This window comes from Sphaerisporangium sp. NPDC004334, from assembly GCF_053602655.1.
In genome coordinates, this window is sequence record NZ_JBSGDZ010000016.1 from 113,179 (window position 1) to 134,681 (window position 21,503).

Here is a 21,503-nt window from a genome sequence, read left to right on the forward strand (position 1 = left end):
GGGGACAGGCCGGGTCAGAGTTGTTCGAGCCGCCCGGTGAGGAACCGCCGCTCGGGGGTCGAGGTGGCCAGGTCGAGCGCTCGGCGGTACGCCGCCCGGGCCTCGTCCTCACGGCCGAGACGCCGCAGCAGCTCGCCGCGGGTCGAGTGGAAGTAGAGGTAACCGTCCAGGTCCAGGCGGTCGACGGCGGCCAGCGCCGCGGCGGGGTCGCCCGCCTGGGCGAGCGCCGCGGCGCGGTTGAGCTCGACCACCGGGGAGCCGGTGAGGTCGGCCAGCCGCCGGTACATCCGGGCGACCCGCCGCCAGTCGATCCGTTCCCGCGCCTGCAGCGAGGCGATCACGGCCTGCACGACGTAGGCGCCTCGCCCGCCCAGCGCGAGCGCGCGGCCGAGCACCACCCGTCCCGCCGCGATCTGGCGCGCGTCCCACAGCGACCGGTCCTGATCGTCGAGCAGCACGAGGTCCTCGCCGGAGAACCGGGCCCGGCGCCGGGCATGGTGGATCAGCATCAGCGCGAGCAGCCCGTGCGCCTCTGGCTCGTCCGGCATGAGCGCGGTGAGCACGCGTCCGAGGCGGATGGCCTCGCCGCCGAGGTCGACCCGGCCGCTGTAGCCCTCGTTGTAGATCAGGTAGACCACGGCCAGCACGGCGTCGAGGCGGTCGGGCAGCAGGTGCGCGCCGGGAACGGCGAACGGGATCCCGGTCGCCTTGATCTTGGTCTTGGCGCGCGACAGGCGCCGCTTCATGGTCTCTTCGGAGACCAGGAACGCGCGGGCGATCTCGGCGGTCGAAAGGCCGCCCAGGGCCCGCAGCGTGAGCGCCACCTGCCCCTCCAGCGGCAGCGCCGGGTGACAGCAGGTGAAGATGAGCTCCAGTCGCTCGTCCTTGATCACGGTGTCGTCGACCTCGTCCATCATGACGGCCTCGGCCGCCGGCAGCAGGTGGATCTTCTCAGCCAGGGTGTGCTCCCGGCGGATCCGGTCGATCGCCCGGTTGCGGGCCGTCGTCGTCAGCCACGCGCCCGGGTTGTCCGGCACGCCGGACGCGGGCCAGCGCTCCGCCGCGATCGCGAACGCCTCCTGCGCGGCCTCCTCGGCCCTGTCGAAGTCGCCGAGGAACCCGACCAGCGAGGCCAGCACCCGCCCCCACTCGTCCCGGAAGACCTGCTCCAGCACGGTCAGCGCCGCACCACCGGCCTGATCTCCACCGCGCCGCCCATCCGGGCGGCCGGGACGCGGGCCGCCATCTCCAGCACCTCGTCCAGATCGGCCGCCTCGACCAGGCAGAAGCCGCCGAGCACCTCCTTGGTGTCGGCGAACGGGCCGTCGGTCATCAGCGTCCGGCCGTCGGCCACCCGCACACTGGTCGCCGTCTCGGCCGGTTGCAACTGCGCGTGCTCGATGCACCGGTCGTCATCGGCCAGCGCCAAGTAGTCCGCGTACACCGCGTCCATTTCCGCCTCCGACAGCGACTCCACGTAGCCGGGCGGGGTGTAGATCATCAGCGCGTACCGCATCGCGACCTCCGAAGTCAGGGGCTCTCCCCTTGCACGACGAACGGGCGACGGCGCGGGGGACACCACAGGCCCATTCTCGCCCGGCGATCACCCCGTTCTCGCCTCCTGCTCGGTTCGTTCCGTCCGTGAGGTCTCGTCCTGACGACGCGACAAGACGCGACAAGACGCGGCGCACGGGCACGCGCCGGACGGCCCGGCCGCCCGGCGCGTGTCGTGCTCTGCGCTCCGCGCCCCCTACCAGCGCAGGTGAAGGGCGGCGATGAAGTCGTTCAGCCGCTGCGAGATGATCTGGTGATCGTGGGCCGACGGGTGCCAGTCGCAGCCGCCGTAGTCCAGGTCGGCGTTGTCGTAGTACCAGTAGACAACCCGGTCGTCGCCCTGCCCGTTGCGGTCCTGCACGACCTGTCGCGCCGCGTCGGCGAGCGCCGTCGTGTTGTACACGTAGGTGGCGCTGACCACGATGACCGCGCGCTTGCCGTAGCGGGCGCGCAGCTTGTCGATGAAGCCCTGGTAGGCGGTCTTGTAGGCGGCGACCAGGGATTCCGGCGTCCACGGCTCGCCGGGGTTGATGGCGGTGGAGAAGTCGTTGATGCCGAGCCCGACCACGATGAGCTGCGGGTGCCAGGTGCCCGGATTCCTCCAGACGTCGCCGGGCACGCCGATCAAGGCACGGTCGTAGTAGGTGCGGTAGTCGGTGCCCGGCTCGATGCCGTTGTAGTTGCGCACCATCCCGCGCCCGGAGAAGGCGTTGAGCTGGTAGTCGGCGTCGAGACCGTGCGCGGTGAGGGCGCCGAAGCTCAGGTCGGCGTTGGTGTTCCTGTCGAGCTGCCCAGGAGCGGGGCATTCGCGGGTGGGGGAGAGGTTGCCGTAGCCGGCGGTGTAGGAGTCGCCGATGAACTCGATCTGCCGCCGGCGATCCGGGGGCCTGGGCAGGACGACGCCGCCGGGGGCGGCGACGAAACCGCCGAACTCGCCGATGCCCGACTGGCTCTCGGTGCGCTTGACGAGCCGCACGTCATGCACGCCGTAGCGCAGATTCTTGACCCAGTACGTGGTGCGGCCGGGGGTCACCAGCGTGGCGACGGTGGCGCCGTCGATCTGGACGTCGTAGTCGTTCACGGCGTCGTTCAGGGCGATCCCGACTCCGGTGCCGACGAAGCGGCCCTCGAAGTAGACGCCCGGCCAGCTGTACCGCACGGCGTCGCCGGCGACCTGTACCCGGCCGGCGGTGTGCGCCCTGGCCAGCACGGCCGCCGCATGCCTGCCCGCGGACGTCGCCGGAACGGCCGCCGGACTGCCCGCGGACGTCGCCGGAACGGCCGTCGCCGGACTGCCTGCGGACGTCGTCTCGGAAGGGCTCGCCGCGTTGGCGGCCGTCGGCAGCAGCGTGGCCGCCACCGCCAGCGCGGCCAGCGCCGCCTTCACCTGTGTGTGTCGCACGGTCTCTCCTACTCCTGCCGGCGAGAGCGCCGTGGGACACGCTCCGCCGGGCGATGAGGGGCCAGCGTTCAAAGCTCGCGTTGAAAGCTTCATGGGGGCGAGTACGGCGAGCGCCGCCGGCGGAGACCGCGGCCCGGCGGCATGACGGATCACGGCGACGCGAACATCCGGTGGGGGCACGGATGACGTGGGGCTCAACGCCCACCCTTCGCCTTGGATCGGAGACAGGCCCGGCGGCGACCCCGGAGAACACTCCGGTCCCGCGCCGGCCAGAGTGTCCGTCCCCCCACCCCAACGGTCAAGACCATCCGCTCGAGGGTCGCCCTGTCCGCGTAAGGCATGGGCAATGTCTAGGGTGTTCTTGTGCCTGCCACGCTCAATGCCACCAAGACCCGCACCGCACTGCGCACTTCGGCGCGCATCTCTTTGGAGATGCTGCTCGTCGTGCTGATGACGGCGGTGGCTCTGTGGATTCTCGGCCGGATGTGGTCTGTCCTATGGCCGCTCGTGATCGCCCTGCTGCTCACCACACTGACCTGGCCCCTGACCCGTTTCCTGCGCCGGCACGGCTGGCCACCCGCCCTGGCCGCATCGGCCGTGACCGTGCTCTTCCTGCTGGTCGCCGCCGGGACCGTGGTGCTGATCGCCGTCCCGGTGGCCTCCCAGTCCGGCGAGCTGGCCACCGGCGTGGGCGACGGCATCCAGAAGCTGCGCGACTGGGCCGCCGGGCCGCCGCTGAACATCGGCGCGGACCAGGTCAGCACCGCGTTCGACAGCGCGGTCAAGCGCGTCCAGTCCAGCGTCGGCAGCATCGTCACCGCCACCCTCACCGGCCTGGGCACCGTGGTCAACGGCCTGGTGACCACGGTGCTGGCACTCTTCCTCATGTTCTTCTTCCTCAAGGACGGCCCGCGGTTCCTGCCCTGGCTGGCCCGCCAGCTACCCGGCCGCCTCGCCACGGACGTGCCGATCGTGGCCGCCCGCAGTTGGGACACCCTCGGCTCGTTCGTACGCTCCCAGGCCTTCGTGGGCCTGCTCGACGCCGTCTTCATCGGTCTCGGCCTGTGGATCGTGGGCGTGCCGCTGGTTCTTCCCTTGGCCGTCCTGACCTTCGTCTCGGCGTTCATCCCCATCGTCGGCGCCCTGTTCGCCGGTTTCGTGGCGGTCCTCATCGCGCTGGTGTCCAACGGTTGGACGGACGCGCTGATCGTGCTCGCCATCATCGTCGTCGTGCAGCAGCTCGAGGGGAACGTGTTCCAGCCAATGGTGCAGAGCCGTGGTCTCGGCCTGCACGCGGCGGTGGTCCTGCTGGCGGTGACGCTGGGCGGCAGCCTGGCGGGCATCGTGGGCAGCCTGCTCGCCGTACCGGTCGCCGCCCTGATCGCCGTGGTGTGGAACTACCTCCGCGAACAGCTCACCGACCCGCCCCAGGAACCGGAGCCCGACCTGCCGGAAACCGGCGCGGCCGCCCCTGAGCGGACGTCCACCTGATCCACTCGCCTTCAGGGGTGTCGCGAGAGCCACTGCGATGCGTCAGGTCAGGGTGGCGAAGCTTGTTGCCTTGACGCCGCCGACGAAGGTCCGCCAACCGGAGGGACCGACGAGGAGTTCGGGGCCATCAGGAACCTTGCTGTCGCGCACCGCGACCACGCCGGGCAGGTCGTCGGCGACCTCGACGCACTGCCCGCCGTTGTCGGAAGAGCGTGACGATTTCCGCCACACGGCGGCACTCAAGTCCATTCCCGTCTCACTTCCTCGATCATTCGCAGGGATACGTGCTCAGGATAGGCCCACGCCCTTACGGCTTCATATCGGTTTCGGATGGAAACGACGAATTCGTGCTGGCTTGTTATCTGTCCCTGGACCGGTGAGTCCGCATGAATGACATCCGGCTGGCCGTTGGGAAGCTCCGCGATCATGAAGGCCCCGGCCAGTCCGGCCAGACAGTCCGGGTCGACGACTTGAATGGTTACGGCAGGCCGTTCGGCGACTTCGAGCAGATAGCCGAGTTGCTCGCTCATCACCTCTGGCCCGCCGACCCTGCGGCGTAGCACACCCGCATCGAAGAGGACGAGGACCAGCGGAGAGTCTTCCCTGTCCAGTACCCTCCGGCGCCGCATGCGGGCCTCGACTCGCCTCTCCACGTCCTCGGCGACGGATCTCGGACCCCTACTGAAGAGTTGCCGGGCGTACGCCTCGGTTTGGAGCAGTCCGGGGATCAGCAGCGGGTCCCAGGAGCGCAGGACGAGGGCGGTGGGCTCGATCTCCTCGGTCCAGCCCTCGAACCAGATCGGGCCACTGGGGCGGGCGACGATGCGACGGCGCAGCGCCGCGAAGTAGGTGCCGCCCTCCTCGCCGAAAAGCCGGTCCAGCCGCTCCGCGTCGGACTTGGACGGCGTCCTCGTGGCGGCCTCCAGGCGGCTGACCTGGGTCTGCGTGCATCCGAGGCGGGTGGCTACGGCGGCTTGAGACAGTTGCGCGGCCTCACGTAGACGGCGCATCTCGGCTCCGAAGACCATACGGGGGGACCCGGGGTCCGGGAATTGCTCGATGCTCATCGCGGTCCTCCCGAAATGGAGAAAATCGGGCTTTTGCCTCGGATGGCAAATGCCGGTCCGAGGTTTTCCTATACCGGTGACTGTCATCGCCGGTCATCTTCTGGGGCGCTGATCCGGCCATTCAAGCGCTGGTCGCGCAGGCAATCTAAGCACACGCCTTGTTTATCCGGCAGGGCGGAAGGCAAAGCGAATCGGCGCCTGCGAGCGAAGGACAAGACGAGTGATCAGCGATCGAAGGGGTGACTCCGCTCACTCCACCCACGCGTCCCCGAAAGCCGCGAGCGATGGCCCGGCGGTAGGGGGCGCGCATGGGAAATGCGTGTGGGCCGGGGCCGTCAGCGAGGCCGGCGTGGGCTGGTCGGGGGTGGGGTCGTGAGGTCGGACGAGCAGGTGGTTCGGCATGGGGGTGAGGTGCCGGGGGCGGAGGCGTGGTGCGGGGAGTTTCCCGGTGACATCGCCTCCGTGCCGGCCGCCCGGGCGTGGGTGCGTGGGCTGCTGGCCGCGACGGTCGCCACTCCGGCCCTGGACGACGTCCTGCTCCTGCTCAGTGAGGTGGTGACCAACGCGGTGGCCCACTCCGACTCCGGGAGCGCGGTGGGCGGGCGGGTGACGGTGCGCGTCGCCGTGGCCTCGCGGACGGTCCACGTGGAGGTGACCGACGCCGGTTCGGCCACCAGTGCGCCCGTGGCGCGGATGGTCGAGGCGGACAGCGACGGCGGCCGGGGCCTGTGGCTGGTCAACACGATCGCCACCGCCTGGGGCTCCCACCACGACGACGCGGACAGAACGGTGTGGTTCCACGTCGCCGAGATGTAAGGCGTACCTTCCGTTGAGTCAGGGTCGCTTGACCTAATGGAAGGTTCGCTTTACATTCATGGCATGGCAAAAGAGATGCAGCAGGATCAGGTGACGCGCGCGGCCCGCCGCGCCGTGCTCATCGACGGCATACCCGTGTCCACTTTGGGGGTGGTGGCCCTGGCGCTGGGCAGCGACCCCGATCAGAGCACCGTCCAGAAGGGTTGGTGGATCGCGACCACCACCGTGTTCACCCTCGCGATCGCCTGGGTGCTGCTGCGGGCGTTCCGGCGCGCGGACGAGTACCTGCGCAGGGTTCAACTGGAGAGCATGGCCATCGCGTTCGCCGCGGTCCTCGTGGGGCTGCAGGTGGCCACCCTGCTCGATGCCGCGGGCATCATCCGGCTCCAGCAGCTCGCGCAGTTGATCCTCATCGGCGGCGTGGCGCTGTGGCTGCTGATCGCGGACCTGCGCACCCGCCTGCACCGGTGACGGCGCGCATGAAGAACCGGCTACGCGAACTGCGTGCGGCCCGCCGTTGGAGCCAGGCCGACCTGGCCGACCGGTGCCGGGTCTCCCGGCAGGCCATCAACGCCATCGAGACCGAGCGGTACGACCCCAGCCTGCCTCTGGCGTTCACCCTCGCCGACGTCTTCGGCCTGACCATCGAGCAGATCTTCCTCCCAGAACGGACGGAGGACACGGGCGACCCGGCCTGACAGGGACCGTCCGGTCAACGATGCGGCGACGAAGGCACCCTTGTGCCCGGGGCGTGCTGGAGCCGCCGGCGCCGTGTCAGCTCATCACCCCTCTAAGGTGGGATGAATTCCGGGCAACGAAAGGGTGAAGGCGATGGTGTGCGGTGGGCGCACCTCGTGGTCCCCGTCTTGGATCCGGTCATCCGGCTGATGAAAGTTGCACGGAACTCGGGGGAGAGCCCTCGGCTGTCCTGGAGATCGGACCGGAGATGACACGGCGTTCTTGACGGCACACATGAGACGTCGTACGTTACGCACGCTTTATTCATGGGATGTATTTCCGGAAGCCGCATGATGTCCTTGCCGTCGGAGGCACCTTTGACCGAGTGCTCCGCATCAAGGTGCCCCGTCGAACGACGACCGTCACCAAGGCGACGGACCATCCATCGCGGCACAGGCGGCACGTGGCCGCGACCGTCATCCCCAGCTCGTCACCGGGAGCTTCGATGAACATGCCGCTGAACCGCCGACGTTTCATCGCGACCACGGCGGCTGCCGTCGGTGCCGCCGCGCTGCCCTCGACGATCTTCGCTGACCGGGCGGCCGCCGCCGTGCCGCCGCAGGTGTCGCTGCCGCAGCGGGGGATCTACGACACGGCCGCCGCGACGAGCTGGACCGATGCCTTCCTGACCGGCAACGGTGAGTACGGGGCCATGTTCTACGGTGCGCCCACCCTGGAGAAGATCGTCTTCACCCATCACCGGTTCGTGATGCCCAACGGCACCCGTAATGTGACACCGCCGGTGCTGTCGGGCCGGTTGGCGGGAGTCAGGGACAAGGCGCTCGCCGGTGACTTCAACGGCGCCACCGGCGACTTCACCTCCGGCTGGTCGCTGCGCTGGACCCAGACCTTCCATCCGGGCTATGAGCTGCAGATCAGCACTCCGGGGATGACGGCGGCCGGCGACTACGCCCGGATCACCGACTTCAGGACCGGTGAGGTGACCTCGACGTGGACCGACGGCAACGGCGCGTGGACGCGCCGGGCCTTCGTCTCCCGAGCCGACCGGGTGATCGTCCACGAACTCTCTCCCGCGCCGGGCCGGACGATCGACACCACGCTCAGCGTCAACACGGGCCTGAGCGGCGTGCCGGGGTCGGTCGGCTTCACCACCCTGGCCACGGTCGACAATGGTGACGGCTACCTGAACTTGAGGGGCAGGTACCCCGCCGGCCAGGGGGCTTTCGGCTATGAGGGCGTCACCCGGGTGGTCGCGTCCGGCGGCTCCGTTCGGGTGAGCGGGTCGGCCATCGTCGTGGCCGCGGCGACCAAACTCGTGCTGCTGACCCGACTCGACCGCTACGAGTCCTCCACCGCGTGGGACGCCAGACCGCTGCACGCGGCACTGGCCGCGCTGAACACCGACTACGCGGCGCTGCTCGCGCGGCACACCGCCCTGCACACCCCGCTGTACGACCGTTCACGCCTCGACCTCAACGTCAGCGCCGCCGACCGGCGACTGTCGACCAGTGAGCTGATCGCGCGGCAGAACTCCAGCCGCAACGTCATCGACCTGGCGTTGCTGGAGCGGATGTACGACTCCGGCCGTTACCTGTTCCTGTCCTCCAGCGGCGTACTGCCGCCGCGGCTGACCGGCCTGTGGACGGGCGCGTGGGACGCGGCGTGGGCCGGCGACTTCACCACAGACGCCAACGTCAACTTCCAGGTCGCCGGCGGCAACATCCTGTCCCTCACCGAAGCCATGGACGGCTACTTCACCCTGATCCTCGGCCAGATCGACGACTGGCGCACCAACGCCAGGAACCTTTACGGCACCCGCGGCCTGCTCGCTCCCTCCCGGACCGACGGCGAGTACGGCAAGATGCTGCACTTCGACGGCGGGTTCCCCGGCCACACCTGGATCGGCGGCGCCGACTGGCTGCTCTATCCATTGCTGGAGTACTACCAGGTCACCGGGGACGCCACCTTCTACCGCACCAGGCTCGCCCCGGTCCTGATCGAACTCGCCCTGTTCTATGAGGACTTCCTCACCCGCACCGACGCGGGTGGCAAGGTCATCTTCGTGCCCTGCTTCTCCATGGAGAACAGCCCCGGCAACACCGGCAGGCAGTTGTCGATCAACGCGACCGGCGAGATCGCCGCGGGCAAGCATGCGCTGCAGGCCGCCATCGAGGCCGCCGGCTTCCTCGGCACCGAGCAGGGCGCAGGCCAGGGCGTGCAACGCTGGACCGCCTTGCTGGCCAAGATGCCCGACTACCGGATCAACGGCGACGGAGCGCTCGCGGAATGGTCGTGGCCCAGCCTGACCGACCGGTACAACCACCGTCACGTGCAGCACATGTACCCCCTCTGGCCGCTGCACGAGATCAACCCCGAGGACAAGCCCGACCTTATCCGCTACGCGAGCCGCGCCCTTGATCTGCGAGGGGACGAGTCAGGAGAGGCCCACGGCGCCATCCACCGCAGCCTCGCCCGGGCCCGGCTGAAGGACGGCGCCGGCGTGTACGGCAACCTACGGAAGATCCTGGGCAACAACATGGTCTTCCGGTCGTTGATGACCTCGCACAATCCGAACCTGGCGATCTACAACGCCGATGCCGCCAACTCCCTGCCCGCGATCCTCGCCGAGGCGTTGATCTACACCAGGCCCGGCATCCTGGAGTTGCTGCCCGCGCTGCCCGATCAGTTCACCAAGGGCACGATCACCGGCGTGCGCGGCCGCAACCGTATCCGGATCGACTCGCTCATCTGGGATATCAGCGCCCGAACCGTCACCGCCACCGTCGTCTCCGACACCACCCAGACCGTGACGCTCATCTGCCGGCGCGGGATCACCTCCATCACCACCGGCGCGGGCGTCACCGCGTCACCTTTGGGCGGCCACGCCCGGCAGGTGTCACTCACCGCGGGCACCACGACCCAGATCACCGTCGAGCTGGGCGGCGGCGGCCCGTCCACCGGCGTCGTCCGCCTGGTCAACCGCAAAAGCGGGAAGGTGCTGGACGTCTACGGCGGCTCCACCGCCGACGGCGCCGCCATCGTCCAGTGGCCCTGGACCGGCGGGACCAACCAGCAGTGGCAGATGTCGCAGAACGCCGACGGCTCGGTCCGGCTGGCCGCTGTCGGCAGCGGCAAGGTTCTCACCAGCCCGAACGCCACGCAGGGGGCCGCCCTGGTCCAGATGACCGCCAACAACGGCGCCAACCAGCGGTGGAAACTCGTCCCCGCGGCCACAAGCGGCTACCACCAACTCGTCAACGTCGGCAACGGACTGTGCGCGGACGTCGAAGGAGGCTCCACGGCCGACGGCGCCCGGGTCATCCAATGGGGCGGCAACAGCGGCGCCAACCAGGAATGGCAGATCATCGCCCTGTGACACCGGGGACCCGGCCGTGTTGACGACGCACGATCACCGTTCAGAAAGGGTGGCGCGGAGCCCATCTCAGTACGATCGGAGGATGGGCAAGAGCAGTGATCATCCCCGCGGGGGGATGGAACTCGGATGCGATCGCCTCTCCACCACAACGGCCGGCGAGCAGGCATGAGATCCGACGTGTTCCTGGCCGACTGCCCGGCTCGTACCACCCTGAATCTGGTGGCCGATGCCTGGTCCGTCGTCGTGGTGTTCGGGCTCGGACGTGGTCCGCTGCGGTACACCGAGCTGCGCGACCGGATCGGCGGGATCAGCAACAAGATGCTGACCCAGACGCTGCGCAAGCTGGAGCGCGGCAACCTGGTGGAGCGGCGGACCCTGCCCACCGCGCCCGCGGGTGTGGAGTACCGGCTGACCGCCCTGGGGGAAAGCCTCCTTGAGCCGGTGTCGGTGCTCGCCCGCTGGGCCGAGGAACACGCCGGCGAACTCGCGGACGCCGACGGAGGCTGACCTCCGCAGGGCACCGGATGGTTCCCTGTAGACCTTTAGCGTTGCGGCCATGAAGATTGGAAGCAGCGATCTGGAGGTGTCACCGCTGTGCCTGGGCGGCAATCCCTTCGGCTGGACGGCGGACGAGCGGACCTCGTTCGCCGTGCTGGACGCCTTCGCCGGGGCGGGTGGCAACTTCGTCGACACCGCGGACATGTACGGCTTCCGCGTGCCCGGCAACAGGGGCGGTGAGTCCGAGACGATCATCGGCCGCTGGCTGAAGGCCCGCGGCAACCGGGACCGGATGGTGATCGCCACGAAGGTGGGTGCGCTCCCGGGGCTCGACGGCCTGAGGCCGGAGACGATCCGGTGCGCCGCCGATGACTCACTGCGGCGGCTCGGGCTTGATCACATCGACCTGTACTACGGGCATGTGGACGACCCCGACACCCCGCTGGCCGAGACCCTCGGGGCGTTCGACGAACTGGTCAGGTCCGGCAAGGTGCGGTACATCGCGGCGTCGAACTACACCGCGGCGCGGCTGTCGGCGGCACTGGAGACCTCGGACCGCGAAGGGCTCGCCCGGTACGTCGCCTTGCAGGCGGAATACAACCTGGTGCAGCGCGAGACCTACGAACGGGACCTCGCGCCCACCGTGACGCGGACCGGACTGGTCTGCCTGCCCTACGTCGCGCTGGCACGTGGTTTCCTCACCGGCAAGTACCGCCCCGGCGGACCCAGGGTGGACAGTCCCCGTGCCGATCAGGCCCGCGCTCACCTGGACGGCAACGGCCCGGCCGTACTGGCCGCTCTGGAAGAGGTCGCCGCGGCGCGGCACACCACGATGGCCGCGGTGGCGCTGGCCTGGCTCGCCGTCCAGCCGACCGTCGCCGTTCCCCTTGCCGGAGCCCGCAACCCGGCCCAGCTCGCCGACCTGCTGCCGTACCTGACCCTGCGGCTCGCCGACGACGAGATCGCCCTGCTCGACCAGGTCAGTGCCTGGGGAGGGTGAGAACTCAAGAAGAGGCTCTCCAGACGGAGGCGCCCCGTGGGCGCCCTTCACCGTCGCCTCCGTCACGCGGCATCTGAAGGCCCCGTTCATGGGCGGCGGTCGCGGTGGGCGACTTTGAGGGCGGGGAGGATCGCGGCGGCCGTGAGGGCGAAGGTCAGGGGGTAGCCGATCGAGGCGATGACCAGGCCGGCGCCGAGGGCGCCGGCGGCCATGCCGAGGTCGTAGGCGGCGTTCCAGATCGCGCTCACGGCGCTCTCGCCACCGGACGGCACGCGGGCGTACATCAGCGTCAGCGTCGCGTTCTGCAGGGCGCCGAACCCGAGGCCGAACACCAGCGCCCCGCCGATCACCGCCGACGGTGTGCCGGTGGCGGCGATCGCGGCCATGCCGGCGGCGGACAGAACCAGCCCGGGAACCAACAGGAACGCGGAACCGTGGCGGTCGCCGAGCCGTCCGGCGACCCAGCGGGCCAGGGTGGCGGCCGCGGGCTGGGCGAGCAACGCGCTCGCGGCGACCCAGGCCGGCTGCCCGGAGGTGGCGAGCGGCAGGAAGGTGACCAGCACCCCGACTGCCGCGGTCGACGCCGCGAAGATCGTCGCGGGCCTCGTCAGGGCCGGGTTGCGCAGACCGGCGACCACGCCGTGGTGATCACCGGCCTGCGCCGTCGCGGCGCGCCTCGGCAGAGCGGCCACCGGCAGCATGGCGAGCAGCGTGGCCACCGTCGTCATGACGAAAACAGGGGAGTAACCCCAGTGGGCCGCCATCCACACGCCGGCGGGCAGCGCGAGCATGCTGGTCGCCCCGCTGACGATCCCGACGAGCGCGAGCCCCTCACCGCGCCGGTCCGCCGGGATCAGCAGGGCGGTGACCGCCCCTCCGGCCACGGCGGCGATCGCGAAACCGGCCCCGCGCACCACGCTGACCAGGACGATCACCCAGATGCCGTCGCTCATGGTGAGGACGATGGTCGGCGCGCCGAGCAGGAACAGCCCCAGCGTCAGCGCCCACCGGTATCCGAGCCGGACGATCAGCCGGGGGGTCACCAGCTCACAGGCCACGGTGGACAGCAGCAGCGCGACCGTCGCCAGCCCGGCACTGCCGTCCGAACCGGCCTGCTTCGCGTACAGCGGCACGACCGACAGCGGGAGGTAGAAGCCGATCGACGAGCCGACGATGGAGACTAAGCGCAGCACGAGCGCCCGGGACACCAGCCCGGTGCGGGCCGGCCGGGTGCGGGGGCGAAGGTCAGTGGTCATGCTGAGAACGCTATGCGGCAACTGGGCCAGTGATAAGGTCCAGTTCCATGCCCGTGGAGTGGGCCGGTTCGGGTCCTGAACTACTCGTCACGATCGACCGGCACAGCGGCGCCGGGCTCCGCTCGCAGCTCGAAGACCAGATGCGCGACGCGGTCCGCAGTGGTCGTCTGGCCGGCGGCGAGCGGCTGCCGTCCTCGCGCGAGCTCGCCCGCGCCCTGGGGCTGTCGCGGGGCCTGGTCCAGGACTGCTACGCGCAGCTGCAGGCCGAGGGCTACCTGACCAGCAGGCCCGGGTCGGCCACGCGCGTGGCGGCGGGCGCGGTCGTCCGCCCGGGAGCGCCGTCGCCGGCGAGCCGGCCGGCCCGGCCCCGTCACGCGGTCGCCGACTTCCGGCACGGCGTCCCCGACCTTCGCCTCGCGCCTCGCGAGGACTGGGCGTGGGCGGTCCGGGAGGTCTGCCGCTCCGCCCCGAACTCCGCCTTCGACTACGGTGACCCGATCGGCGAGCCGCGGCTGCGCGAGGTGCTGGCCGCCTACCTGCGGCGGGTGCGGGCGGTGGCGGCGACCGCCGACCAGGTCGTCGTCTGCACCGGCATGGCCCAGGCGCTCGGGCTCGTCCTGCGCGTGCTGGCCGGCGACGGCGTGGACACGCTGGCCTTCGAGGACCCGGGGGCCGGCGTCTCGACGACCGAACAGGCGGTCGCCGCCGGGATGGCCGCGGTGCCCGTCCCGGTCGACGCGGACGGGCTCGACGTCGCCGCGCTTGATCGCACCCCGGCCCGGGCCGTGCTGGTGACCCCGGCCCACCAGTGGCCGACCGGCGTGGTGCTCGCCGGGCACCGCCGGCAGGAGCTCATCGCGTGGGCGCGGCGCCGCGACGGCGTGATCGTCGAGGACGACTACGACGCCGAGTTCCGGTACGACCGCGATCCGGTGGGCTCGCTCCAGGGGCTCGCGCCCGACCGCGTCGTCTCGCTCGGGACGGTCAGCAAGTCACTCGCGCCCGCGCTGCGCCTCGGCTGGGTGATCGCCCCCGAACGGCTGCTCGGCGCGTTGGCGGGCGGCAAGCGCGTCGCCGACCGCGGCAGCCCGTCCCTCGACCAGCTCGCGCTGCTCACGCTCATCGAGTCGGGCCGCTACGACCGGCACCTGCGACGGGCCCGCGCCGAGTACGCCGCCCGCAGAGAGACCCTGCTGGCCACCCTCGCCGCCCACGCCCCCGCGCTGCGCGTCACCGGCCTCGCCGCGGGCTTCCATGCCGTTCTCCACCTGCCCGCAGGCGCCGACGAGGACGAGCTGGTCAGGCAGGCCGGGCGGCGCGGCGTCGGCCTCTACGGCATGGCCCGGATGCACCGCGCGGCGCCCCCGGCCGCCCCGCGCCTCGTCCTCGGCTTCGGAGACACCCCGAAACCCGCCATCGAAGCCGGCATCGCCGCCATCGCCGACCTCCTCCAGGAGGGATGAGGTGACCGGGCGGTGCTGGGACAGGTCGATGTCGGTCAGGTCGTACCACCGGCCTGAAGGGGGCTGGTCGAGCAGCGGGTCGGTCCAGCGGAGGCGGACGCGGTGCGGGCGGACCTCGACCAGCAGGGCCTCCCGCCGGCGGGTGTCGTCCATCGTCTGAACCCACCACGGCTCGGCGAGGCAGGCCAGCCCCGTCTCGTGCAGGGTCTCCAGCGCCCCATCCCGGTCGGTGACCTCTCCGAGCGGCGCGCCGAACACGGTGGTGGCCTGCCAGCCGCCCGCGGTCGGGACCAGCCGTCCCAGCACCTCGCCGTCGTCGCGGCGGACCTCCTCCGGCGCCGGGACGTCCGGCCACGTCCGACGGATCGCCTCCATGATCCGTTCGTTGGAGTCCCTGAGCCAGGCGACGCCCTCGCGTTCGACGGCGCTCCCGGCGTAGGCGCCGGGGTCGGCGGACCGTCCCGCCACCCACACCTGACGGAGCGACCCGGTCGCGGCGAGGTCCGTCGTCGGGTCGCCGTCGACCAGGACGAGGTCCGCCCGGCGGCCCGGGAGCAGCCTGCCCCGGTCCGCGAGGCCGAAGACCTCCGCGGGGACGGAGGTGGCCGCGGCCAGCGCCTCGGCCGGACGCAGGCCCGCCCGGGCCAGATGCCGCAGTTCGCGGTGCAGGCTCGCGCCGAACACCAGCCCCGGGTTGGGGGTGTCGGTGCCGGCGAGCAGCCGCACCCCCGACTCCAGCAGGGCGACCGCGTTGTACCGCGCCGCGGCGCCGTCCGGCGGGTGCGGAGGCATCCACCGTCTCGACTGGGCCGTGAGCACTTTGCGCCACCGCGGCGTCAGGCGGGCGGCGAGCGCGGGCTCGGCCAGCAGCGGCATGACGCCGTCCGGGCCCGGGAAGCCGTCGATCACCGACAGCGTCGTGATCACGGCCACGCCGGTGCGGGCCACCTCACCGATCTCGCGGTCGGACATGCGGTCGAAGGGCACGTGCGCCAGCACGTCCACCCCGCACCGCGCGACCGTGACCGCACCCGCCGCCGTCGAGACGTGCGCCACCACCGGCAGGCCGCGTCGGTGGGCCGCGCCGACGAGCGCTTCGATGGTCGCGGGGTCCAGCGAGGGGATGTCGAGCATGGCGCCGGAGCCGTCGTCGTGGATGACCTTGAGGTGGGTGGCGCCCTCGGCCAGCCGGGCCTCGGCGAACGGCTCGGCGTCGGCCGGCCCGGTCACGTAGGGGATGGGGGCGTAGGCGAGCGTCGGGTGGCCGCCCGGTGCGGTCGCCCCGATGCCCGAGGTGCGCAGGCCCGCGCGGACCGGCCCGGCGCCCTGCTCCGAGGCCGCGACCGCCGCCAGCTCGGGGGAGATGACCTCGGGCTTGCTGAACTGGTCGATCACCGTCGTGACGCCGAAGAGGGCCGCGAGCTGGGTGCATCCGGGCAGCAGGTGAACGTGGGCGTCGATCAGCCCCGGCAGGAGCGTCCCGTCGTTCCCGGGGACCAGGGCGTCGCCGGGCCGGGCGATCGCGGCGTCGCCGGCCGCGTCGACGCGCCCGTCCACGACCCGCAGATGGGTCGCCGCGATGACGTCGCCGCCGTCGAAGACGCGGACGCCGCTGATGGTGAAGGGCTGGTGCGCGCTCATGCGCCCGACGGTAGAAGTTGACGCAACGAGAAGGTCAACCCATGAACAGCGCGCCGTCCCGAACGCTCGGCGAGGCCGGCGCCGCAGGCCTCGCCGACAGCAGGTGAGCACTCGTCGATCTCATAGCACTCCACAAGCCGTCTCATCCTGCCCGAAGGGGCACAAGTCGGCCTGCGCCACCGCGAGGTGGCCGTGCGCGAGACGAGCCATCAGGCGAAGTCGGTTCCGGCCGCGGGGCCGAGCGCGGCGGCGCGCCTGCGCACCAGGAGGTTCTGCGTCCCCAGACCGATCGCCAGGTACGCGTACAGCGATGCCGTCCCCAGCAGTCCGGCCCCGGCGGCGTGGTCGATCCACAGTGCCAGCCCGATGTGCACACCGACCGAGGCGAGCCACAGCGCGGTCGTCGCCGTCGTCCCCTTGCGCAGCACCTCGCTCTGGGGGCCCCGCCAGATCCGCACGGTGCGGGCCCTGGCCACGCCGAACGACGCCGCGACGGCCAGGCTCGCCAGCAGCAGGACGATGGGCAGCGTGGTCAGCGGGTGGTACTTGACGACCGAGGCGATGCCGAAGGCGATCGCGGCGGCACCGACGACACCGAGGACCACAGGTGCGATCAGCGAGCCGTTGCGCCGCACAGGACGGGTGCGTAACTGCCGTCGCACCACCAGGCCGACGACCACCACGGCTATGAGGAGGACGGCCTCGCCGTTCGTATTCTGCATGCCACAAACTCCTCGCCGTAGCAGTGCCCTTATGCGCGGACTCCTCGCTGATCATTATGCTGCGCCCACGGAGGCCGCTGATCATTATGTTCCGACCGGCCGGCGTCCCGAGGGCGGCGACGTCACATGGTCCCGCCGGTAGCGGATGAGGTGGCATGAGCCCCGGTGAGCGACGGCGCCGGTATCGGGGCGGGGGGCTAACCTTCGCGGCATGGAGCACTCGATCAGCCAGGTCGCCAAGATGGCGGGCATCTCCTCCCGGGCGCTGCGCCATTACGACGAGATCGGCGTCCTGCGGCCGGCCCGCGTCTCGGCGAACGGGTACCGCTGGTACGGGCGCCCCGAGCTGCTGCGCCTGCAGCGCATCATGCTGCTGCGGGAGCTGGGAATGCCGCTGGACCTCATCGCCGCGACCCTGGACGGCGAGACCGACGAGCTGGTGGCGCTGCGCGGGCACCGCGAGCGGCTGGCGGCCGAGCGCGACCGCCTGGACCGGATCCTGGACACCGTCGACCGCACGATCGCCGGCCTGTCGGGGGAGCGGCCGATCAGCGACGAGGACTTCTTCACCGGCCTGGCCGAGGGCAGGCGCCGCCTGCGCGAGGACCTGCGGGCCCGGTACGGCGCGAAGGCCGAGGCGCAGGTCGCCGTCGCCGAGCGCTCCACGGGCGAGTGGACCAGGCGGGAGTACGAGCGCGCCGCCGACGAGGGACGACGCCTGCTGGCCCGCCTGTCCGCGGCGCGCCGGTGCGGCGTGGCGCCCGACGCGCCGGAGGCCCTGGACCTGGTGGCCGGGCATTACGCGGCGGTGCGCGCCCTGTGGCCGGCGGACGCCGCCGCCTACCACGCCCTGGGCGAGCTCATCCAGGACAATCCCGAGCAGCGCGCCATCGTCGCGGCCGAGGACCCGGAGCTGCCGTCCTGGCTGGCGCGCGCCGTCCAGGCGTACGCCGTCCACCGGCTCGGCCACGCCTGAGGCGCCCGCCCGGTCACGCGCACGGCCGTGTGTGAGGACCTGCCCGGCGGCGTCGCCGTGGCGGCGCAGGAGGCGTCGCGGACGGTTGCTGTTGCGCGTGTGGCGGAGGGGCCCGACACTTGGCTACCTATGAGCGCGGAAGATCGAGTGGAGCGGGCGCGGGCGCTGTACGACAGGGCCGTCTTCGGCGGGGACGCGGATGCGCTGGTCAGCGTCGAGCGCCTGCTGGACGCGATGGAGGCCGACCTGGCGCTGGCCCGGGGGAAGGTGCTCCACGCCCGGTTCGTCGACCGGCGCGGCGAGGAGTCGCCGGACGTCGCGGCCCTGACCGGCGCCGAGGAGATGGCGCTGTTCGAGCGGGCCGTGGAGCTGTATCACGGGCTCGGGGACGAGCGGGGCGAGGCGGAGGCGCTGTTCTGGGTCGGCGCCTGCCACCAGGTCGTCCTGGACGATCTCGAGGCCGCCGTGGTCTGGTTCGAGCGGTCTCGCGCGCTCGCGGCCGAGGCCGGTGACGCGCTGACGATGTCGTACGCGCTGCGTCACCTCGGCTTCGTCGAGCACATGGCCGGCCACCTGGAGGTGGCGCGCGAGCGGCTGGAGGAGTCCACCCGGCTGCGCAGGGAGGCGGGTTTCCTGCCCGGTGTGGCCGCCAACCTGGTCGGGCTGGCCTACGTCGCCGCCGGGCAGGAACGCGGCCAGGACGCGCTCGCGCTCCTCGACGAGGCCACGGCGATCGCCGAGGCCGCCGGCGCCGAGGCCATCCTGCGGCAGATCGAGGAGGCCCGGACGCGACTGTGACCCGCCCGCCATGGTCGCGGTCGCGCCCGGACGATGAGAACGGCCGTGCTGTTGTGATGACAACGGTCGTGCCGTGGTGATTCGAGCGGTCGCCCTGAGGGCCGTCCGGCCGGCGTGGAGGCCGGCCGGACGGGCCTGGTGAATGGGTCAGGGGCTGGTGCAGGTGGCGGTCGGGGTGGCCGCGGTGCCGTTGGCGGTGAAGCCGAAGGTCGTGGACCCGTTCGCCGGGATGGAGCCGTTGTAGGCGGCGTTCTTCACCGAGACGTTGGAGCCGGAGACGGTCGGCGTTCCGCTCCACACGCTGCTGAAGCTCTGCCCGCTCGGCCAGGTCCACTGCACGGTCCACCCGTTGACCGCCGAGGAGCCCGCGGTGACCGTCACCGTCGTCTGGAAGCCGCCCGGCCAGCTGCTGACCGTGCTCAACGTCGCCGAGCACGCCCCGGTGCCCGGCGTGGGCGTCGGCGTGGGAGTCGGGGTGGGGGTCACCGTGGGCGTCGGGGTGGGCGTCGGGTCGGGTCCGGGGCCGCCCGCGGCGTTCAGCGCGTTGAGGACGGAGGTGTAGGCGGCCTTCTTGTTGCCGTTGCCGTCGAACAGCAGGGGGGTGTCGCCCGAGCGCCAGGAGTCGCTGTCACGCACGCCCCAGGTCGTGATGCCGGCGCAGCGCGGCACCGCCAGGCAGTCGTTGACGATGGCGGCGTAGGTGGTGGCCGACGCGCCCTGGACGTCCAGCTCGGTGATCTGCACGTCCACGCCGAGGGCGGCGAAGCTGGAGATGGTGGTGCGGTAGTTGGAGTTGTAGGGACTGCCGCTGTTGAAGTGCGACTGCAGCCCGACGCAGTCGATCGGCACGCCGCGGGACTTGAAGTCCTTGACCATGTTGTAGACGCCCTGCGTCTTGGCCCAGGTCCAGTTGTCGATGTTGTAGTCGTTGTAGCAGAGCTTCACGTCCGGGTCGGCCGCGCGCGCGGTGCGGAAGGCGACCTCGATCCAGTCGTTGCCGGTGCGCTGCAGGTTGGAGTCCCGCCGGCCGCCGCTGCTGTCGTCGAAGGCCTCGTTGACCACGTCCCACGCGTAGAGCTTGCCCTTGTAGTGGGCCATCACGCCGTTGATGTGGTTGATCATCGCCTGGCGCAGCGCGCTGCCCGACAGCGACTGCATCCAGCCCGGCTGCTGGTTGTGCCAAGCCAAGGTGTGGCCGCGCACCCGCTTGCCGTTCTGCACCGCCCAGTTGTAGACCCGGTCGGCGTTGGTGAAGTTGAACTGCCCCTGGTTCGGTTCGGTGGCGTCGATCTTCATCTCGTTCTCGGGCGTCACCATGCTGAACTCGCGGCCGGCGATCGTGGTGTACTGCGAGTCACCCAGCTTGCTCGCGCTGATGGCCGTGCCGAAGTACCGGCCGGTCCGGGCCGCCGCGGCGCCGAGGGTGGTGCCGGGCTCGCCCGGCGTGGGAGTGGGGGTCGGCGTGGGAGTCGGGGTCGGGCTCGGTGTCGGGGTGGGTGTCGGTGTCGGTGTCGGGGTGGGGGTCGGAGTGGGGGTGGGAGTCGGGGTCGGTGTGGGCGTGGGTGCGGCGGCGTTGAGGCCGAGGAAGTCGATGGCGTACTGCACCATGCCGCTCTGCGGCAGCGAGTGGCCGACGCCCTGGACGCTGATGCCCTCGACGGGGGCCTGCGTGAGGTTGGACCCGTAGCGGGTGCGCGTCCAGCCCGACTGCGGAGTGGTGGTGGACACCGGCGTCTGGCCGACGCCCTGGAGGTTGGTCCACTGCTTGATCTCTTCGCCGAAGTTCGGGTAGCGCAGCGTGTCGTCGGCGGTGCCGTGCCACAACTGCATGCGCGGGTAGGAGCCGCTGTAGCCGGAGTACATCGCGCGGGCCTGGTCACCCCACTGCTGGGCCGTCTTGGTGATCTGGCCGTTGGCGCACTGGCTGTTCCAGGTGGAGCCGTCGGTGGTGCCGAAGCACCCGGCGGGCACGCCCATGAAGGCCGAGCCGGCGGCGAAGACGTCGGGGTACTCGGCGGCCATGACGTTGGTCATCATCGCGCCGGAGGAGAAGCCGGTGACGAAGACGCGGCCCGGGTCGACGTTGTAGCGCTGCTTGGCGTAGTCGACCATCGACATGATGCCGACGGGGTCGCTGCCGCCGCCGCGCCTGAGCGCCTGCGGGGAGTAGACGTCGAAGCACTGCCCGCTGCGGGTGGCCTCGGGGAACACGATGACGTACCCGTATCGGTCGGCCGCGGTGACGTAGTCGCGGGCGTAGCCGTTGAAGACGGCCGACGCCGAGCCGGTGCAGTAGTGGATCGCGACCAGCAGCGCCGGCCGGGGTGCCACGTTGTCCGGCACGTAGATGTACATGTTCAGGTTGGTGGGATTGCTCCCGAAGCTCGTCACCCGGGTGAGCGAGGCCGCCGAGGCCGGCCTGGTGAGCACGATCGAGGTCGCCGCGATGGCGGGGACGATCGCGAGGGCCAGCAGGGCCCTGAGGAATCGTTTCACGTACTTGATCCCTTCCTAGATCAAGCCAAGGACGTGCCGGGGGTGCGCGCGGGCGCGCGAAAGCGCGGGTGAGCTGCGGTTTCACCGTCGCTCGCCCGGCTGGTACGGGATGGGGCCGAGATGTGGACTCATTGTGAGAAGACCCTTGAAACGTGTCAACAAACATCAGGAACGTTTCGCCCTGCTTAACCGCTTAAGGAGTGCCTGTCCTGCTGAAACGGCGGTGAAAGACCCGAAAGCTTTCGGAT

General features: G+C 71.1%; 18 protein-coding genes and 1 pseudogene. 10 read left to right on the forward strand and 9 right to left on the reverse strand.

Annotated elements, in window-relative coordinates; translation table 11 throughout:
- Positions 1 to 14 precede the first annotated feature (14 nt).
- The 3 genes from ACWEN6_RS22095 to ACWEN6_RS22105 all read right to left on the reverse strand — a co-directional run bounded on the left by ACWEN6_RS22095 (position 15) and on the right by ACWEN6_RS22105 (position 2,956).
- Positions 15 to 1,175 carry an RNA polymerase sigma factor gene (locus ACWEN6_RS22095; RefSeq protein ID WP_452572349.1) on the reverse strand — a complete coding sequence of 387 codons (1,161 nt, stop codon included), beginning with the start codon at positions 1,173 to 1,175 and terminating at the stop codon, positions 15 to 17.
- Positions 1,176 to 1,177: 2 nt separating this feature from the next.
- Positions 1,178 to 1,516 carry a YciI family protein gene (locus ACWEN6_RS22100; RefSeq protein ID WP_380827342.1) on the reverse strand — a complete coding sequence of 113 codons (339 nt, stop codon included), beginning with the start codon at positions 1,514 to 1,516 and terminating at the stop codon, positions 1,178 to 1,180.
- Positions 1,517 to 1,750: 234 nt separating this feature from the next.
- On the reverse strand, positions 1,751 to 2,956 hold the full coding sequence (locus tag ACWEN6_RS22105) for an SGNH/GDSL hydrolase family protein (protein WP_452572351.1): 1,206 nt from the start codon (positions 2,954 to 2,956) through the stop codon (positions 1,751 to 1,753).
- Positions 2,957 to 3,319: 363 nt separating this feature from the next.
- On the opposite strand from ACWEN6_RS22105, the gene ACWEN6_RS22110 reads away from it, so the two are divergent.
- Positions 3,320 to 4,447 (forward strand): AI-2E family transporter, encoded by a 1,128-nt coding sequence (locus ACWEN6_RS22110; RefSeq protein WP_452572353.1) that lies wholly within the window; start codon positions 3,320 to 3,322, stop codon positions 4,445 to 4,447.
- A 42-nt stretch (positions 4,448 to 4,489) separates the two neighbouring features.
- On the opposite strand, the gene ACWEN6_RS22115 is transcribed toward ACWEN6_RS22110, so the two are convergent.
- Positions 4,490 to 4,696: a DUF397 domain-containing protein gene (locus ACWEN6_RS22115; RefSeq protein ID WP_452572355.1), complete on the reverse strand. Its 207-nt coding sequence runs from the start codon at positions 4,694 to 4,696 to the stop codon at positions 4,490 to 4,492.
- On the reverse strand, positions 4,687 to 5,514 hold the full coding sequence (locus ACWEN6_RS22120) for a helix-turn-helix domain-containing protein (protein WP_452572357.1): 828 nt from the start codon (positions 5,512 to 5,514) through the stop codon (positions 4,687 to 4,689). Before ACWEN6_RS22120 ends, ACWEN6_RS22115 begins: the two co-directional genes overlap by 10 nt.
- Positions 5,515 to 5,886: 372 nt before the next feature.
- Between ACWEN6_RS22120 and ACWEN6_RS22125 the strand changes: the two genes are divergently transcribed.
- The 6 genes from ACWEN6_RS22125 (at position 5,887) to ACWEN6_RS22150 (ending at position 11,903) form a co-directional block, all read left to right on the forward strand.
- Complete coding sequence (locus ACWEN6_RS22125; RefSeq protein ID WP_452572359.1) at positions 5,887 to 6,330, forward strand: ATP-binding protein; 444 nt, start codon at positions 5,887 to 5,889, stop codon at positions 6,328 to 6,330.
- A gap of 63 nt (positions 6,331 to 6,393) precedes the next feature.
- A complete protein-coding gene (locus tag ACWEN6_RS22130) occupies positions 6,394 to 6,801 on the forward strand; it encodes a hypothetical protein (protein ID WP_452572361.1) in 408 nt (135 codons plus the stop codon).
- Complete coding sequence (locus ACWEN6_RS22135) at positions 6,798 to 7,028, forward strand: helix-turn-helix transcriptional regulator (protein WP_380827331.1); 231 nt, start codon at positions 6,798 to 6,800, stop codon at positions 7,026 to 7,028. The genes ACWEN6_RS22130 and ACWEN6_RS22135 overlap by 4 nt, the downstream gene beginning before the upstream one ends.
- Before the next feature lie 485 nt (positions 7,029 to 7,513).
- Positions 7,514 to 10,405 carry a glycosyl hydrolase family 95 catalytic domain-containing protein gene (locus tag ACWEN6_RS22140; RefSeq protein ID WP_452572363.1) on the forward strand — a complete coding sequence of 964 codons (2,892 nt, stop codon included), beginning with the start codon at positions 7,514 to 7,516 and terminating at the stop codon, positions 10,403 to 10,405.
- A gap of 165 nt (positions 10,406 to 10,570) precedes the next feature.
- Positions 10,571 to 10,912 (forward strand): winged helix-turn-helix transcriptional regulator, encoded by a 342-nt coding sequence (locus ACWEN6_RS22145; protein ID WP_354918948.1) that lies wholly within the window; start codon positions 10,571 to 10,573, stop codon positions 10,910 to 10,912.
- 49 nt (positions 10,913 to 10,961) lie between these two features.
- Positions 10,962 to 11,903, forward strand: a complete 942-nt coding sequence (locus ACWEN6_RS22150; RefSeq protein WP_452572365.1) for an aldo/keto reductase — start codon at positions 10,962 to 10,964, stop codon at positions 11,901 to 11,903.
- An 86-nt stretch (positions 11,904 to 11,989) separates the two neighbouring features.
- Here ACWEN6_RS22150 and ACWEN6_RS22155 read toward each other — a convergent pair whose 3' ends face one another.
- Complete coding sequence (locus ACWEN6_RS22155; protein WP_354918954.1) at positions 11,990 to 13,159, reverse strand: MFS transporter; 1,170 nt, start codon at positions 13,157 to 13,159, stop codon at positions 11,990 to 11,992.
- Between the two features lie 47 nt (positions 13,160 to 13,206).
- Between ACWEN6_RS22155 and pdxR the strand changes: the two genes are divergently transcribed.
- Entirely contained in the window at positions 13,207 to 14,622 is a 1,416-nt protein-coding gene (gene pdxR, locus ACWEN6_RS22160; RefSeq protein ID WP_452572367.1) for a MocR-like pyridoxine biosynthesis transcription factor PdxR, read from the forward strand.
- Positions 14,623 to 15,090: 468 nt separating this feature from the next.
- Here the strand turns inward: pdxR and ACWEN6_RS22165 are convergent.
- Both ACWEN6_RS22165 and ACWEN6_RS22170 read right to left on the reverse strand, forming a co-directional pair.
- Positions 15,091 to 16,263, reverse strand: a pseudogene (locus ACWEN6_RS22165) (amidohydrolase family protein); the annotation flags it as partial.
- Between the two features lie 209 nt (positions 16,264 to 16,472).
- Positions 16,473 to 16,985 carry a hypothetical protein gene (locus tag ACWEN6_RS22170; RefSeq protein ID WP_452572369.1) on the reverse strand — a complete coding sequence of 171 codons (513 nt, stop codon included), beginning with the start codon at positions 16,983 to 16,985 and terminating at the stop codon, positions 16,473 to 16,475.
- A 211-nt stretch (positions 16,986 to 17,196) separates the two neighbouring features.
- Here ACWEN6_RS22170 and ACWEN6_RS22175 point away from each other — a divergent pair, with 211 nt between their 5' ends.
- Together ACWEN6_RS22175 and ACWEN6_RS22180 are read left to right on the forward strand one after the other, a co-directional pair.
- Positions 17,197 to 17,961 (forward strand): MerR family transcriptional regulator, encoded by a 765-nt coding sequence (locus tag ACWEN6_RS22175; protein WP_452572371.1) that lies wholly within the window; start codon positions 17,197 to 17,199, stop codon positions 17,959 to 17,961.
- Positions 17,962 to 18,090: 129 nt separating this feature from the next.
- Entirely contained in the window at positions 18,091 to 18,759 is a 669-nt protein-coding gene (locus ACWEN6_RS22180; protein ID WP_452572373.1) for a hypothetical protein, read from the forward strand.
- Positions 18,760 to 18,906: 147 nt separating this feature from the next.
- Here ACWEN6_RS22180 and ACWEN6_RS22185 read toward each other — a convergent pair whose 3' ends face one another.
- A complete protein-coding gene (locus ACWEN6_RS22185) occupies positions 18,907 to 21,255 on the reverse strand; it encodes an extracellular catalytic domain type 1 short-chain-length polyhydroxyalkanoate depolymerase (protein ID WP_452572375.1) in 2,349 nt (782 codons plus the stop codon).
- Between the last annotated feature and the right edge of the window lie 248 nt (positions 21,256 to 21,503).